The sequence below is a fragment of the Pseudomonas sp. B22(2017) genome, assembly GCF_002113105.1.
Taxonomy (GTDB): Bacteria; Pseudomonadota; Gammaproteobacteria; order Pseudomonadales; family Pseudomonadaceae; genus Aquipseudomonas; species Aquipseudomonas asiatica.
This window is the reverse complement of the sequence record NZ_NEJN01000005.1, coordinates 349,019-365,167: the sequence shown is the minus strand read 5'-3', so window position 1 is coordinate 365,167 and position 16,149 is coordinate 349,019. Positions and strand designations below refer to the sequence as shown.

The window sequence follows — 16,149 nt, the reverse complement described above, 5'->3', positions numbered from 1 at the left end:
ACCTGGAAAGACAACATGGACCTGGTATTCAAAGCTGCCTTGGGTGCTGGTGTGGTACTGCTGCTGGCGGTGCTGTCGAAGACACGCAATTACTACATCGCCGGACTGGTGCCGCTGTTCCCCACCTTCGCCCTGATTGCCCACTACATTGTCGGCAAGGGGCGCAGCATTGCCGACCTGAAGACCACCATCCTGTTCGGCATGTGGTCGATCATTCCGTACTTCGTGTACCTGGCGACCTTGTATGTACTGGTCGACCGCATGCGCCTTGAGGCATCGCTGGCGCTGGCCACGGTGGCCTGGCTGATGGCTGCGACCGTGCTGGTGACCCTGTGGGTGCGGATGCACTGAGGCAGTCGGCTGACGCGGTCCGTGTAGGAGCGGCCTTGTGTCGCGATGGGGCGCGTAGCGGCCCCCGATTTCAGCTTCGCAACGAATGTTGCCGGGGCCGCTTTGCGGCGCTTTCGCGACACAAGGCCGCTCCTACAGGGGATAGCATCAGCCTGGAAGCATGGAAATTCAGAGCCCTGCGATATGCGTGACATCCTGCCGATGTGCCTGCAGGTAGGGCAACACCGCCCCCAGCAACGGCGCCTTGAACGGCTCCTGGAAGCGGTGCGCCAACCCCGGTATCAAACGCAGCTGGCTGCCCCGGATATGCGCCGCCAGGTGCACGCCATGCATCACCGGCAGCAACGGGTCGGCCGTGCCATGCACTACCAGGGTCGGCACCCGCAACTGGTTAAGCAACTCGACCCTGCTCGGCTCGGCCAGTATCGCCATGATCTGGCGCTTGGCCCCTTCAGGGTTGAACGCCCGGTCGTAGGCCACGGCCGCTTGCTGCAGCAAGGCCGCACGGTCGTCACGCACCTCGGGGCTACCCAGCGCCGCCAGCAGATCAGCCTGCTGCTCGATGGCCACTTCGCGGTTCGGCGCGCTGCGCCGGGCCAGCAACTGCACCAGCGCCGGATCCGGCGCCGGCAACCCCGCCGCCCCTGAACTGGACATGACCAGCGTCAGGCTGCGCACGCGCTCGGGCGCCATGGCAGCCAGGTGCTGGGCAATCATGCCGCCCATGCTCACCCCCAGCACATGAAACTGGCGCACGCCCAACGCATCCATCAAGCGCAGGCCATCGTCCGCCATGTCGGTCAGCGTATAGGGCGCAGCCACCGACAGGCCCAGCTTGTAGCGCAGCAGTTCGACCGTCAGGTTGGCCGTCGGTGGCAACTGGTTCCAGCGTGACAGGCCGACATCGCGGTTGTCATAGCGGATGACCCGAAAGCCCTGGCGGCACAACGCTTCGACCACGTCGTCCGGCCAGTGGATCAGCTGCCCTCCAAGGCCCATCACCAGCAGCAAGGCCGGGTCGCGTGGCGCACCGACGCTCTGGTAGACAAGGCTGACCGCGCCCAGCTCGGCACGCTGCACCGGCACGTGGGCGTCACAACGCTGTTCAGCGAAACTTGCAGGTACGCCGAATACAAAGAAAAGAAAAAGCCAAAAAGCCCGCATGAAAGAAACACCAGAATGCAGATCCCCAGTAGAGCGCGAGTCTGATGAATTCTGTTCGGGCGCGCTGCCACAGTTCAGTGACAGTTTGATGACTCCCGCCAGGCGGTGCGGCGGTACGCCCAGTCGACAGGCGCGGCAACATGAGGGAAACTCAACTCATACCCTGTTTCCTCAAGTCCACACACCGGAGTCAGCTGTGCTGGAGATCCGTCACCTGAAAACCCTTCATGCCCTGCGCGAGGCTGACAGCCTCGTGGAGGCTGCCGAGCGCCTGCACCTGACTCAGTCGGCGCTGTCGCACCAGTTCAAGGAGCTGGAAGAACGCCTGGGCCTGCCACTGTTCGTGCGCAAGACCAAGCCGATCCGCTTCACCAGCGCCGGGTTGCGTCTGCTGCAACTGGCCGATGCCACCCTGCCGCTGCTGCGCGGCGCCGAACGTGACATCGCGCGCCTGGCCGGCGGCACCGCCGGTCGTCTGCACATGGCCATCGAATGCCACAGCTGCTTCCAGTGGCTGATGCCGACCATCGACCAGTTCCGTGACGCCTGGCCGGAGGTGGAGCTGGACCTGGCCTCCGGCTTTGCCTTCGCACCACTGCCGGCCCTGGCCCGCGGCGACCTCGACCTGGTGGTGACCTCCGACCCGCTGGACCTGGCGGGCATCACCTACGTGCCGCTGTTCACCTACGAGGCGATGCTGGCGGTGGCCAACCAGCATCCGTTGGCCAGCAAGCCCTACATCGTGCCGCAGGACCTGCTCGACCAGACCCTCATCACCTACCCGGTGGAGCGCGACCGCCTGGACATCTTCACCCGCTTCCTGGAGCCAGCCGACATCGAGCCCGCCGCCGTGCGCACATCGGAGCTGACGGTGATGATGATGCAACTTGTGGCCAGTGGCCGTGGCGTTTGCGGCATGCCGCACTGGGCGCTGCACGAGTACAGTTCGCGCGGGTATGTGAAGGGCAAGCGCCTGGGTGAGAAAGGCCTGTTCGCCACGCTTTATGCCGCCGTGCGCACCGACATGCTCGATGCGCCATATATGCGCGACTTCTTGCTCACGGCCAAGGACACCTCGTTCGCCACCCTTGATGGCGTCAGCGCGGTGCGCTGACGGCCTGGCGGTATAGCGGCAGGATCAGGTCGCGGGTCAGGGGTGCAAGCTGCATGGCGGGTGCCTGGTCTGCGGCCAGCCACACCACCTCCTCGATCTCCGCGGCCGGCAGCACGGCTGCGGCGCTGTCGACACGGAACAGTTCGGCCTGTACCTCGAAGCCCGGCTCGTTGGCGGCCGGGGCGCTGAACCGGCCCAGGTGCACGGCCTGAGCTGGGTCGATGTGCAGGCCTAGTTCCTCATGCAGCTCGCGCACCAGCGCCTGCACCGGGGTTTCGCCAGCATCGATCTTGCCGCCGGGCTGCATGAAAGCCTGGGTGCCGCGCTTGCGTACCAGCAGGGTGCGGCCTTGGGGGTCGATCAACAGGGCCGCGGCTATGCGGATGGTGTTGGGCATGGGGGCTCACCTGAAACAATGGCCGGGGAGGATCCCATGGGGGTCCTTGCCCTGACAAGGCCAGTGTCTCATGTGCCGGCCTCTTCGCGGGTGAACCCGCTCCCACAGGTGCACCACAAGGCCAGAGAGCGGCGCAGTACCCGCGAAGAGGCCGGCACAGGTCATAGCCGATCCAGCAGACGAACGGCCCCTTGCCAACCCGCCCCACACCCTCCATAACCAACACATGAACCTGCCCGCCAAACACCACCCGGTGCTCGAGCTGTTCCACCCCGCCGTGCGCACCTGGTTCCGTCGCCACTTCGCTACGGTGACCGATGCCCAGGCCCAGGCCTGGCCGTTGATCCATGCGGGCCAGTCGATGCTGCTAGCCGCACCGACCGGCTCGGGCAAGACCCTCAGTGCGTTCCTGGCCGTGCTCGACGAACTGTTCCGCCAAGGCCTGGAGCACCAAGGCGAGCTACCAGCGCAAACCCAGGTGGTCTACGTTTCGCCACTCAAGGCGCTGTCCAACGATATCCGCCTGAACCTGCAAGCCCCGCTCGAAGGCATCAGCCAGGCCCTCGCGGACCAGGGCCTGAACGCCCCGCGCATCACCACGGCCGTGCGCAGCGGCGACACCCCGCAGAAGGAGCGTGCCGCCATGCGCAAGCTGGCGCCGCACATCCTGGTGACCACCCCCGAATCGCTCTACGTGCTGATGGGCTCGGCTTCTGGCCGTAAAGGCCTGGCCAGCGTGCACACGGTAATCGTCGACGAAATCCATGCCCTGGCAGGCAACAAGCGCGGCGCCCACCTGGCACTCACCCTGGAGCGCCTGCAGGCCCTGTGCAACCGGCCGTTGCGGCGCATCGGCCTGTCGGCCACGCAACGCCCGGTCGAGCGGGTGGCGCAATTTCTGGTCGGCAACGGCCGCCCCTGCGCAATCGTCGATGTCGGCCATGCTCGGCAGCGCGACCTGGCCATCGAGGTGCCGCCAGTGCCGCTGGGTGCAGTGATGTCCACCGATGTCTGGGGCCTGGTCTATGACCGCCTGGCCACCCTGGCGCGCGAACACCGCACCACCCTGGTGTTCGTCAACACCCGGCGCCTGGCCGAGCGCATCACCCGCCACCTCAGCGACCGGCTGAGCAAGGAGGCGGTTGCCGCGCACCACGGCAGCCTGGCCAAGGAACTACGCCTGGATGCCGAACAACGCCTGAAGAATGGCCAGTTGCAGGTGCTGGTGGCCACTGCATCGCTGGAGCTGGGCATCGATATCGGTGACATCGATCTGGTCTGCCAGATCGCCTCACCAGGTTCGATAGCGGCCTTTCTGCAGCGGGTCGGCCGCGCCAGCCACCAGGTCGATGGCGTGCCAAAGGGCCGCTTGTTCCCGACCTCGCGCGATGACCTGATCGAATGCGTGGCCCTGCTCGACTGCATACGCCGGGGCGAGCTGGACGAGCTGCACATTCCCCGGGCGCCGCTGGACGTGCTGGCCCAGCAGATCGTCGCCGAAGCCAGCAACCAGCCCTGGCACGAACAAGCCCTGTTCGACTGCCTGCGCCAGGCCACGCCCTATGCCGAACTCGACCAGCAACATTACCAGGCCCTGCTGCGCATGCTCGCCGAGGGCTACAACGGCCGCCAGGGCGTGCGCAGTGCCTATCTGCACCGCGATGCGGTGAGCGGCACCCTGCGTGGCCGCCGTGGCAGCCAGCTGACCGCCCTGACCAGCGGCGGCACAATCCCCGACAACGCCGACTACGCCGTGCTGCTCGAACCGCAGGCGCTGAACATCGGCAGCGTCAACGAAGACTTCGCCGTGGAAAGCATCGCCGGCGACATCTTCCAGCTTGGCAATGCCTCCTATCGAATCCTGCGGGTCGAGCCGGGCCGGGTGCGGGTGGAGGATGCCCATGGCCTGCCACCGACCATTCCATTCTGGCTGGGCGAGGCGCCGGGGCGCAGCGACGAGCTGTCCGCCGCGGTGGCCCGGCTGCAGGCGCAGATCGACCAACAGCTGGCTGACAACAACCAGGCCGAGGTGCTGGCATGGTTGCAGGCCACCTTCGAACTGAGTGAAGACGCCGCCGGCCAGTTGCTCGACTACCTGGCCCGCACCCGCGAAGTGCTTGGTGCCCTGCCCTCGCAGGGCACGCTGGTGATGGAGCGCTTCTTCGATGAGTCCGGCGGTACCCAGTTGATCATCCATTCGCCCTACGGCAGCCGCATCAACCGCGCCTGGGGCCTGGCCCTGCGCAAGCGCTTCTGCCGCACCTTCAACTTCGAGTTGCAGGCGGCGGCCAGCGAGGACGCCATCGTGCTGTCGCTGTCCTCCAGCCACAGCTTCGAACTGGACGACGTGTGGCGTTACCTGAATAGCCGCAACGCCGAGTCGATCCTTGTCCAGGCACTGCTCGATGCGCCGCTGTTCGGCGTGCGCTGGCGCTGGAACGCCAGCGTGACCATGGCCTTGCCGCGCTTTGTCGGCGGTCGCAAGGTGGCGCCACAGATCCAGCGGATGAAGAGTGAAGACCTGATTGCCGCCGTGTTCCCCGACCAGATCGCCTGCCTGGAGAACATCGTCGGCGAGCGGCAGATTCCCGATCATCCGCTGGTCGAGCAAACCCTCGACGACTGCTTGCACGAGGCGATGGATAGCGAAGGCTGGCTAGCACTTTTGCGGCGCATGGAAAGCGGCACGGTACGCCTGCTGTGCCGCGATCTGCCCGCCCCTTCGCCGTTGGCGGCGGCCATCCTCAATGCACGGCCATATGCCTTCCTGGATGACGCGCCACTGGAAGAGCGTCGCACACAGGCAGTGCTCAACCGGCGCTGGAACGAGGTGCAGAACGGCGACGACCTGGGCGCGCTGGACGCCGATGCGATTGCCGCCGTGACGGCAGAGGCCTGGCCGCAACCGGGCAACGCCGACGAAATGCATGAAGCGTTGATGGGCCTGGGTGTCATCAGCCAGGACGAAGTGCAGGGCAATGCCGGCTGGGAGCTGCTGCTCAGACAATTGGCCAAGGCTGGCCGGGCCTTGCGCCTGGTGGATGAAAAACTGTGGCTGGCACGCGAGCGGTCGAGTCTGCTGCAGGTGCTGTATCCCGGCTCCCGGCTGGAACCTGCGTTGCAGGTACTGCCAGGCTTCGATCAGGCCATCGAGCCGGACATTGCGCTGGTCGAACTGTTGCGAGCCCGCCTGAGCGGCCATGGCCCGCTGACCCGCGCGCAGATTGCGGTAGCACTTGGCAAACCGCCGCAAGCCATCGAACAGGCCCTGGCCCACCTGGAGACCGAAGGCTATGTGCTGCGTGGGCATTTCAGCCCCGGCGCAAGCGAACTGCAATGGTGCGAACGCCATCTGCTTGCGCGCATCCACCGCTACACGGTCAAACGCCTGCGCCGGGAGATCGAGCCGGTCAGCCTGCAGGACTTCGTGCGCTTTCTGTTCGACTGGCAGCACCTGGCTGACGACACGCGCCTGCGCGGCCCGCAAGCCGTGGCCGAGGTACTTGGCCAGTTGCAAGGGTTCCCGAGTGCAGCCGGAGCCTGGGAGGCCGAACTGCTGCCGGCACGTATCAAGGACTACAGCCCGCACTGGCTCGACGATGCCTGCCGTAGCGGGCAGTTTGCCTGGAGCCGGCTGGCGGCGACCGTGTCGAGCAACACCTTGTCGAGCACACCGCTGGTGCTGCTGCCGCGCGAGCATCTTGGGTTGTGGCGCAGCCTTGCCCCCGTACCCGCTCTGGATAGCCTCGGCGCACGGGCGCAACGCGTCCACGAGGTGCTGAACGCACATGGCGCGCTGTTCTTCGACGAGCTGGCACACGACGCCCACCTGCTGCCCAGCGAACTGGAGACGGCCTTGCAAGAGCTGGTAGGAGCAGGCCTGGTGGGGGCCGACAGCTTCACCGGCCTGCGCAGCCTGATCACCCCGGCGGCGAAACGCACATCGCGCAACAGCCGACGCGGCCACCCACCGCTGTCCAGCAGCATGTCCCATGCCGGGCGCTGGGCGTTGCTGCGCAGGGGTGCTGTAGACGACGGCCAGCGCCTGGAGCACATCGCCCGGGCCCTGCTACGGCGCTATGGCGTGGTGTGCTGGCGCCTGCTGGAGCGCGAAAGCGATGTGTTGCCGCCCTGGCGCGAATTGCTGCGCTGCTATCACCGTCTGGAAGCGCGTGGCGAGATTCGTGGCGGGCGTTTCATTGCCGGGCTGGCTGGCGAACAGTTCGCCTTGCCGGAGGCGGTGGGGCTGCTGCGGCAGGTGCGGCGGCGTGAATTGGACGGGACTCTGGTGGTGGTGAGTGCCAGTGACCCGCTGAACCTGGTTGGGTCGTTGCTGCCGGGGGCGAAAGTGCCGGCGGTGAGTGGCAACCGCCTGCTGTACCGCGACGGGGTGCCAGTGGCGATGCGGGTGGCAGGGCACTATTCGTACCTGGTCGAAGCGCCGGCACAAGAGCAGGAAAGCTGGCGGCAGAAGCTGCTGCGCGACACTATCTGAATCCCTTGTTGCTGACTTCAGGGCATGCACAGCACCTGTAGGAGCAGCCTTGTGCTGCGAAGAGGCCATTATTGCCGAAGACAATCTGTTTCCCTACTGGCCTCTTCGCAGCACAAGGCTGCTCCTACAAAAGCCCGTGTTGGCCTGAAGACTATCGCCAGGCTCTGCGAGAATGATTTTCGCTACCCCGATTTTAATTTGCACAGCCGAGCAACTTGGCTATGGTCGGGGTTTGCCCCAGGCCCTGAGCCTGACCGCGCCATCGCAAGGACCCTGTATGAGCCTGTCACTTCTCAGTCGCTATGCCTTCTTCGCCGCCTGTGTGCTGTTCACCCTGGCAAGCCTTCCGTTCACCCACCACGAATGGTTGTGGCCGTTCACCCTGAGCACCGGAATCCTCAGCCTCATCGGTCTGTTCGACCTGTTGCAGCAACGCCACGCAGTACGCCGCAACTACCCGATCCTGGGCAACATCCGCTATCTGGTCGAGGCCATTCGCCCGGAAATTCGCCAGTACCTGCTGGAGGCGGACAGCGACGCCCTGCCGTTCTCCCGCGCCCAGCGCTCGCTGGTTTACGCAAGGGCGAAGAACGAAGCCTCGGACAAACCCTTCGGCACCCTGATCGACGTGTACGAGTCCGGCTTCGAATTCATCGGCCACTCCATGCGCCCGGCGCCATTGGCCGACCCGGCAAGCTTCCGGGTCATCGTCGGCGGGCCGCAATGCAGCCAGCCATACTCAGCGTCGATCTTCAACATATCGGCGATGAGCTTTGGCTCGCTCAGCGCCAACGCCATCCGCGCCCTCAACCAGGGCGCCAAGCTGGGCAACTTCCACCATGACACCGGCGAAGGCAGCATCAGCCCCTATCACCGCGAGCATGGCGGCGACCTGGTCTGGGAACTGGGCAGCGGCTACTTCGGGTGCCGCACGCCAGACGGGCGCTTCGACCCCGAACGCTTTGCCGCCCAGGCACGCAGCCCGCAGGTGCGGATGATCGAAATCAAGATGAGCCAAGGCGCCAAGCCCGGCCATGGCGGCATCCTGCCCAAGCACAAGGTGACCCGGGAAATCGCCGAAACCCGTGGTGTGCTGATGGGCGAAGACTGCATATCGCCGTCGCGCCACAGTGCCTTCTCCACCCCAATCGAGATGATGCAGTTCATTGCCCAGCTGCGTGAGCTGTCTGGCGGCAAACCGGTAGGTTTCAAGTTCTGCCTGGGCCACCCGTGGGAGTTCATGGGCATAGCCAAGGCCATGCTGGAAACCGGCATCCTGCCCGACTTCATCGTCGTCGACGGCAAGGAAGGCGGCACCGGCGCGGCGCCGGTGGAGTTCACCGACCACATTGGCGTACCGCTGCGCGAAGGGTTGCTGTTCGTGCACAACACCCTGGTTGGCCTGAACCTGCGCGACAAGATCAAGCTGGGCGCCAGCGGCAAGATCGTCAGCGCGTTCGACATTGCCAGCGTGCTGGCCATTGGCGCTGATTGGGCCAACTCGGCGCGCGGCTTCATGTTCGCCATCGGCTGCATTCAGTCGCAGAGCTGCCACACCAACAAGTGCCCGACCGGTGTGGCCACGCAAGACCCTCTGCGCCAGCGTGCGCTGGTGGTGCCGGACAAAGCCCAGCGGGTGTTGAACTTCCACCACAATACCTTGCGTGCCCTGGCCGAAATGCTTGCGGCAGCGGGCCTGGAGCACCCGGCGCAGCTGGAAGCCAAGCACCTGGTACGGCGCATCTCGGCCACCGAGATCAAACTGTTCTCGCAGATGCATGTGTTCTTGAAGCCGGGTGAACTGCTGACTGGCGAGGTGAACGGGCAGTTCTATTCGCGCATGTGGCAGCTGGCGCGGGCGGACAGCTTTGAACCGAACAGCGAAGTGGCGGCCTGATAGAACCCTGGGGCTGCTACGCAGCCCATCGCGACACAAGGCCGCTCCTACAGGCGACCGCGACCCATGCAGCTGGCTGCGGTCGCCTGTAGGAGCGGCCTTGTGTCGCGAAAGGGCCGCAAAGCGGCCCCAGCCATTTCAGATCAGGAAGCAGTACTGGCCACACCCTGCGCGTCTTTCGGCGCCAGGCGGAACGCGTAGTACAGCACCGTCAGCAGCACCAGGAACGCCGGGCCGATGTACAGCGCCACGCGGGTATCCTCGAAGTACGCCATCAGGCCGACCACCAGCACCAGGAAGGCCAGTGCCAGATACGAGCTCAACGGCCACAGCCACATGCGGTATTTCAGCGCCTTGCGTTCAGTGGAGCTCAGGCCGGCGCGGAACTTCAGTTGCGCCAGCAGGATCATCACCCAGGTCCAGATCGCGCCGAAGGTGGCGATCGAAGTCACCCAAACGAAGACCTTCTCCGGCACCAGGTAGTTGGCCAGCACGCCCAGCAGCAGCGCGCCGATCGACAGCAGCAGCGCGTTGCGCGGCACGCCGTTCTTCGACGTACGGGCGAAGGCCGCCGGGGCCTGGCCGTTCTGCGCCAGGCTGTAGAGCATGCGCCCGGTGCTGAAGATGCCGCCGTTGCACGACGACAGCGCTGCAGTGATGACCACGAAGTTGATGATGCCGGCGGCGGTCTTGATGCCCAGGCGCTCGAAGGTCATGACGAACGGGCTGCCCTGGCTGCCGATTTCGCTCCAAGGGTAGATCGACAGGATCACGAACAGCGCACCGACATAGAACAGCAGAATGCGCCAGAACACCGAGCCGATGGCCTGCGGGATGGTCTTTTGCGGGTTGCGTGCTTCACCGGCGGTCAGGCCGATCATTTCCACGCCCAGGTAGGCGAACATGACCATTTGCAGCGACATCAGCACGCCGGTCACGCCATTGGGCATGAAGCCGCCGTTGCTCCAAAGGTTGGAAATACCCACTGCCACGCCGTCATTGCCGAAGCCAAAGGCAATGATGCCGATGCCGCCAAGGACCATGGCGATGATGGTGACGATCTTGATCAGGGCGAACCAGAACTCGAATTCACCAAAGGCCTTGACGGCCACCAGGTTGACCGCCCCCATGCTGCCCAGCGCCGCCAGGGCCCAGATCCAGCGTGGTACGTCAGGGAACCAGATACCCATGTAGATGGCCACCGCGGTGATTTCGGCAACGCAGGTCACCAGCCACAGGAACCAGTAGTTCCAGCCGGTAAGGAAGCCCGCCAGCGGGCCTAGATAGTCCTGGGCATAACGGCTGAACGAGCCAGCGACAGGGTTGTGCACGGCCATTTCGCCAAGGGCGCGCATGATCACCAGGATGGCCAGGCCGCCGATGATATAGGACAACATGATGGCGGGGCCGGCCATTTCGATGGCCTTGGCCGAACCGAGGAAAAGACCGACACCGATACAGGCGCCCAGCGCCATCAGGCGGATGTGCCGTTCGCCCAGTTCACGCTTGAGCGGGCCGCCTTCAGCGGCCTGGCCGTGGGCAGAGTGGTTGCCGACTGGCATAGCAATACAACCTCATTTTGTTATTGGATTTGACCTTCGTGCAGCTCCAGCCAGGCCGATAGGCGTGGCATTGGCTTGCCGAACTGGCCTTGTGGGCCGGCCCGAGTGCCGGAATAGAGCGCCCGGCGAGGCGAAGGGGGCGAGCAGTATAGGAAGACCCTTGCAGGTTTTTTCGCTGTATAAACAGGAATATTCAGCTAGATCTCTGGGGCCGCTTCGCACCCCATTCGCAGCACAAGGCTGCTCCTACAATGGATACGCATTCCCCTGATAGGAGCAGCCTTGTGCTGCGAATGGGGCGCGAAGCGGCCCCAAATCGCCCGGCCACCATAGCAACATCGCCGTATGAAGAAACCCACACCAAAGCCGCATAGCCCTACGCCACTCTTCTCCGTCTCTTACAAATTTTTCACCTGACCCGCTCAACGTCTAAGCTTCAGACAAGCAAGACGAAAATACCTGGCCGGATAGAAGACTATGGGCGCACTGTGGCAATCGGAACCAAGCAGAACGGAAGCACCCGAGATACCTCCGGCCGAGACGCCACAACCAAAGTCCCCCCGTCAGCGTCGGCTATGGTGGCGGCTGATCATCCTCATGCTGCTGGTGGCGCTGGTTGCCATCGGCTTCGCTGCATATGACGAATTCCGCACCTCCAACCTGCAGTCGCGGGAATTCAGCAAGCTGGCAAGCACCCTCACCTATTCGCTGCAACCAGGCCCCAGCGATGCCATCGTCTACCCCGGCGAAGGGCCGTTCGACAAACGCCTGGGCTACAGTGCCCTGGGCGAATTCCTGCCACGCCTGCTCAAGCGCGACTACCTGATCAGCGAGCAGGTGAAGTTCTCGCCGGCGTTGATGAACTACGTCGATCATGGGCTGTTCGCCCCCTATATCGAGAAAATCCAGGCTGGCCTGTCGATCACCGACTGCCGTGGCGACATGCTGTACCAGTACAACTACCCGCAACACTTGTACCCGGACTTTGCGGCGATCCCGCCGGTTATCGTCAACAGCCTGCTGTTCATCGAAAACCGCGACCTGCTCGACACCAAGGACCCGCGCAACAACCCGGCCGTGGACTGGCCGCGCTTCGCCAAGGCCGCCTACAGCCAGGTGGCCAAGTACCTGGCCCTGCCCGGCCAGTCCGCTGGCGGTAGCACCCTGGCCACGCAGCTTGAAAAGTACCGTCATTCACCGGACGGCCTGACCGTTTCCGGCGCCGAGAAGATCCGCCAGATGATTTCCGCCAGCGTGCGTGCCTATCAGGGCGGCCCTGATACAACCGAGGCGCGCCAGCGCATCGTGCGGGACTACCTCAACAGCGTGCCGCTGTCGGCAGTACCTGGGCATGGCGAAGTGCATGGCATGGCCGAAGGCCTGCGGGTGTGGTACGGCGCCGATTTCGACCAGGTCAACCAGGCCCTGAGTTCCACCGCCAGCGACCCTGAGAGCATGGCCGCACGCGGCTTGGCCCTGCGCCAGGTGCTGTCGCTGATGATTGCCCAGCGCCGGCCGTCGCACTACCTGTCCAAGGGGCGGCTCGAACTGGCCGAACTGACCGACGCGCACATCCGCGTGCTGGCCGCCAACAAGGTCATCGAGCGGCCACTGGCCGACGCTGCACTGGCCAGCAAGGCGGTATACCGCGACTGGGTGGCTCAACCGACCATCGTGCCGATCGTCACCAACAAGGGCATCAGCCTGGCACGCAACCGCCTGGCAGCCATGCTCAACCGCCCGCTGTACGATCTCGACCGGCTGGATCTGTCGGCCACCAGCACCCTGCAGTCCGACCTGCAACTGCAGGTCAGCCAGTACCTGAAAAACCTTTCCGACCCTGAATTCGCGGCGCAGATCGGCCTGATCGGCGAACGCCTGCTCACCGCCAAGACCACCGATCAGGTGAGCTACAGCTTCACCTTGTTCGAGCGCACCGCCGACGGCTCGCGGGTGCGGGTGCAGACCGACAGCACCGACCAGCCATTCGATATCAACGAAGGCAGCAAGCTGGAGCTGGGTTCAACCGCCAAGTTGCGGGTGCTCACCACCTACCTGGAGATCATCGCCGAACTGCACGACAAATACGCCGGCAAGCCAGCCGCCGAGTTGAAGAAAGTCGAAGTCGCCGAGCTAGACCGCATCAGCCAGTGGTCGCTGGAATGGCTGGCGCAGAACAGCAAGAACCAGAGCCTGGACGCCATGCTCGATGCCGCACTGGAACGCAAGTATTCGGCCAACACCGGCGAAGCCTTCTTCACCGGCGGCGGCATGCATGTGTTCAACAACTTCCGCAAGGAAGACAACAGCCGCAACCCAACCCTCAAGGATGCATTGCGCGAATCGATCAACCTGCCGTTCATCCGCCTGATGCGCGACCTGGTGCGCTACGTGACCTACCAGCAACCGTATAACCGCGTGCCGCTGCTCAAGGACGACTCCGACCCGCGCCGCCAGGAATACCTGGCCCGTTTCGCCGACAAGGAAGGCACCAACTACCTGATGCGCTTCTGGAAGAAATACCAGCGCAAGACCTCGCAGCAGCGACTGGACACCTTCCTCGACAGCATGCGCGTGACCCCGCAACGGTTGGCGGCCGTGCACCGCTACCTGTTCCCCGAGGCTGGCCAGGAAACCTTCAACGCCTTCGTCCGCGCCCACCTCAAGGGTGACAAGATCGTCCTGGGCAAACTGACCGATGGCCGCCTGTCGGAGATGTACGACGCCTATGGCCCGGGCAAGTACGACCTACCCGACCAGGGCTATATCGCCAAGGTCCACCCGCTGGACTTGTGGCTGTTGGGTTACCTGCTGAAGAACCCCGGTTCGACCTTAACCGAAATGGTCAATGCCAGCCGCTTCGAGCGCCAGGAGGTTTACGGCTGGCTGTTCAAGAGCCGCCATCAGGGCGCCCGTGACAGCCGCATTCGCACCATGGTGGAGATCGAAGCGTTCCTCGACATTCACCAGCGCTGGAAGCGCGTGGGCTATCCATTCGACCACCTGGTACCCTCGCTGGCCACCGCCATCGGCAGCTCGGGCGACCGCCCCGCCGCCCTCTCCGAGCTGGTCGGCATCATTCAGAACGACGGTGTGCGCCTGCCGACCTTGCGGATCGACACCCTGCACTTCGCAGCCAATACGCCTTACGAGACCAAGCTGGTCACCGACCCGGACCGGGGTGTGCGGATTCTGCCGGTCGAAGTCGCGCGCGCCCTCAAAGGCGCCATGTCGCAGGTGGTGGATGCGGGCACCGCGCGGCGTATTTCCGGCAGTTTCAAGCTGCAGGACGGCACGCCACTGGTGATGGGCGGCAAAACCGGTACCGGTGACAACCGCATCGAAAGCTTTGGTGCTGGCGGCCGACTGATCGGCTCGCGCTCGCTGAACCGAACCGCCACCTTCGTGTTCTTCCTGGGCGACAACCATTTCGGCACCTTGACCGCATTCGTGCCGGGGCGCTCGGCAGAGGCCTTCAAGTTCACCTCGGCGCTGCCGGTGCAGGTGCTCAAGGGTATGGCTCCGATTCTCATGCCTTACCTGCAACCGGGCAATCCGAATGAGTGCAAAGCGCCGCAGGTGGCCATGCACACAGCCGCGCCGCAAGGGGATACATCGAACAACTAGATGATAATCATCTGCAATTAAGGGCTTGTCTTTAGATATATCTTGAGTAATATCTTACGATATATCGCAAACGACAGAGCCCTGCCCCCATGCGCGAACATACCCCCCATGACCCCTTCGAGCGGCGCCCAGGTCGTGGCGAACGCGGCCCGCGCGTCTTCGCTCCCGGCGACCTCAAGCTGCTGATGCTGGCCCTGCTCGCCGAGCAGCCAGGCCACGGCTACGACCTAATCCGCCAGATCGAAAACCTGTTCGACGGTAGCTACAGCCCAAGCCCCGGGGTGATCTACCCCACCCTCAACTTCCTTGAGGAGGCCGAACTGATCAGCGGCCAGGTGCAGGGCAGCAAACGCCTCTATGCCATCACACAAGCCGGCCGCACCGCCCTGGCCGAACAGGCCGTCGCACTGGACGGCGTGCGCATGCGCATCGAAGTCAGCAAGCGCGCCCTGCGCGGCCACGACCGCCCACCAGAGATTCATGAAGCGGTCGGCAACCTGCGCCACGCACTGCACATGCACAGCGGCCGCTGGACACCGGAAGAAATCGAGCGGGTCCGCGACCTGCTCAACCACGCCGCCAAGGCCATCGCCTCCTCGCCGGCTGAACCTGCCAGGGAGACACCCCATGAGTGACACCATTCACCGCGTCAACCACGAAATCCGCCAACGCCACCTGCAGGTGCTGCGGGTCACCGAACTGACCCCGCGCATGCGCCGCATCACTCTCGGGGGTGCCGAGCTGCAAGGTTTCACCAGCGTGGGCAGCGACGACCATATCAAGCTGTTGTTCGCCGAAACGCCGGAGCAACAGCAAGCCATCGAGGCTCGCAACCTGGGCCGAGAAGGTGGCGCACGGCCTACCATGCGCGAATACACGCCACGGCGCATCGACCTGGTGGCCAATGAACTGGATATCGACTTCGTGCTGCACGGCGATGGCCCTGCATCCACCTGGGCCGCCCAGGCGGCACCCGGGCAAACCCTGAACATCGCCGGGCCGCGGGCTTCGATGGTGGTGCCGGACATCTTCGACAGCTACCTGCTGATCGGTGACGAAACTGCCATCCCGGCCATTGGCCGCCGCCTGGAGGAGTTGCCTGCGGGCCGTCAGGTGCTGGCGGTTATCCAGATCGAAGACGAGCAGGAACGCCAGCCACTGCCTAGCAAGGCACAGGTGGAGGTGATCTGGGTACGTCGCCAACAGGAGGACTTGCTGGCACTGGTGAAGAACCTGACCTTGCCGCAGGGCCGGTTGTACGGCTGGGTGGCACTGGAAAAAGCCCTGAGCCGGCAGGCCAAAGCACTGTTGCTGGAGAAAGGCTTGCCTGAGGATGCGCTCAAGGCTGTGGCCTACTGGCGTGCCGACGGGACTGCGGACGACGAATGATTGTTTATTGCCTGCATGGGCCCTATCGCCGGCAAGCCGGCTCCCACAGGTCCCCCGCAGCGCTCAAGGGCTGCGCTGTCGTGCAGAGAACCAATATCGCACGTCTGACGCATCCTTCGTAGGAGCAGCCTTGTGCTGCGAAAAGGCCGGTAC

At 64.3% G+C, this 16,149-nt stretch carries 10 protein-coding genes; 7 read left to right on the top strand and 3 right to left on the bottom strand.

Translation table 11 applies throughout. The features are described 5' to 3' along the window. The first annotated feature begins 15 nt into the window (after window positions 1-15). Entirely contained in the window at window positions 16-351 is a 336-nt protein-coding gene (locus CAG18_RS14150) for a GlpM family protein (protein WP_015271577.1), read from the top strand. Between the two features lie 168 nt (window positions 352-519). Here CAG18_RS14150 and CAG18_RS14145 read toward each other — a convergent pair whose 3' ends face one another. Further along, entirely contained in the window at window positions 520-1,515 is a 996-nt protein-coding gene (locus tag CAG18_RS14145; RefSeq protein ID WP_015271578.1) for an alpha/beta fold hydrolase, read from the bottom strand. Window positions 1,516-1,711: 196 nt separating this feature from the next. On the opposite strand from CAG18_RS14145, the gene metR reads away from it, so the two are divergent. Further along, complete coding sequence (metR, locus tag CAG18_RS14140) at window positions 1,712-2,629, top strand: transcriptional regulator MetR (protein WP_003258025.1); 918 nt, start codon at window positions 1,712-1,714, stop codon at window positions 2,627-2,629. Here the strand turns inward: metR and CAG18_RS14135 are convergent. Next, entirely contained in the window at window positions 2,613-3,026 is a 414-nt protein-coding gene (locus tag CAG18_RS14135; protein WP_015271579.1) for an NUDIX domain-containing protein, read from the bottom strand. The two genes, metR and CAG18_RS14135, sit on opposite strands and share 17 nt — an antisense overlap. Before the next feature lie 226 nt (window positions 3,027-3,252). Between CAG18_RS14135 and CAG18_RS14130 the strand changes: the two genes are divergently transcribed. Further along, window positions 3,253-7,521 (top strand): DEAD/DEAH box helicase, encoded by a 4,269-nt coding sequence (locus CAG18_RS14130; RefSeq protein WP_015271580.1) that lies wholly within the window; start codon window positions 3,253-3,255, stop codon window positions 7,519-7,521. Window positions 7,522-7,798: 277 nt separating this feature from the next. Further along, complete coding sequence (locus CAG18_RS14125) at window positions 7,799-9,418, top strand: FMN-binding glutamate synthase family protein (protein WP_015271581.1); 1,620 nt, start codon at window positions 7,799-7,801, stop codon at window positions 9,416-9,418. Window positions 9,419-9,561: 143 nt separating this feature from the next. On the opposite strand, the gene CAG18_RS14120 is transcribed toward CAG18_RS14125, so the two are convergent. Next, entirely contained in the window at window positions 9,562-10,980 is a 1,419-nt protein-coding gene (locus tag CAG18_RS14120) for an amino acid permease (protein ID WP_013973978.1), read from the bottom strand. A gap of 477 nt (window positions 10,981-11,457) precedes the next feature. Here CAG18_RS14120 and CAG18_RS14115 point away from each other — a divergent pair, with 477 nt between their 5' ends. From CAG18_RS14115 to CAG18_RS14105, 3 genes are all read left to right on the top strand, one after another. Next, complete coding sequence (locus CAG18_RS14115) at window positions 11,458-14,607, top strand: transglycosylase domain-containing protein (protein ID WP_054573738.1); 3,150 nt, start codon at window positions 11,458-11,460, stop codon at window positions 14,605-14,607. 89 nt (window positions 14,608-14,696) lie between these two features. Further along, window positions 14,697-15,242: a PadR family transcriptional regulator gene (locus tag CAG18_RS14110; protein ID WP_054573739.1), complete on the top strand. Its 546-nt coding sequence runs from the start codon at window positions 14,697-14,699 to the stop codon at window positions 15,240-15,242. After that, window positions 15,235-15,996, top strand: coding sequence for a siderophore-interacting protein (locus CAG18_RS14105; RefSeq protein WP_015271584.1), 762 nt, complete (start codon window positions 15,235-15,237; stop codon window positions 15,994-15,996). Before CAG18_RS14110 ends, CAG18_RS14105 begins: the two co-directional genes overlap by 8 nt. Window positions 15,997-16,149 lie beyond the last annotated feature (153 nt).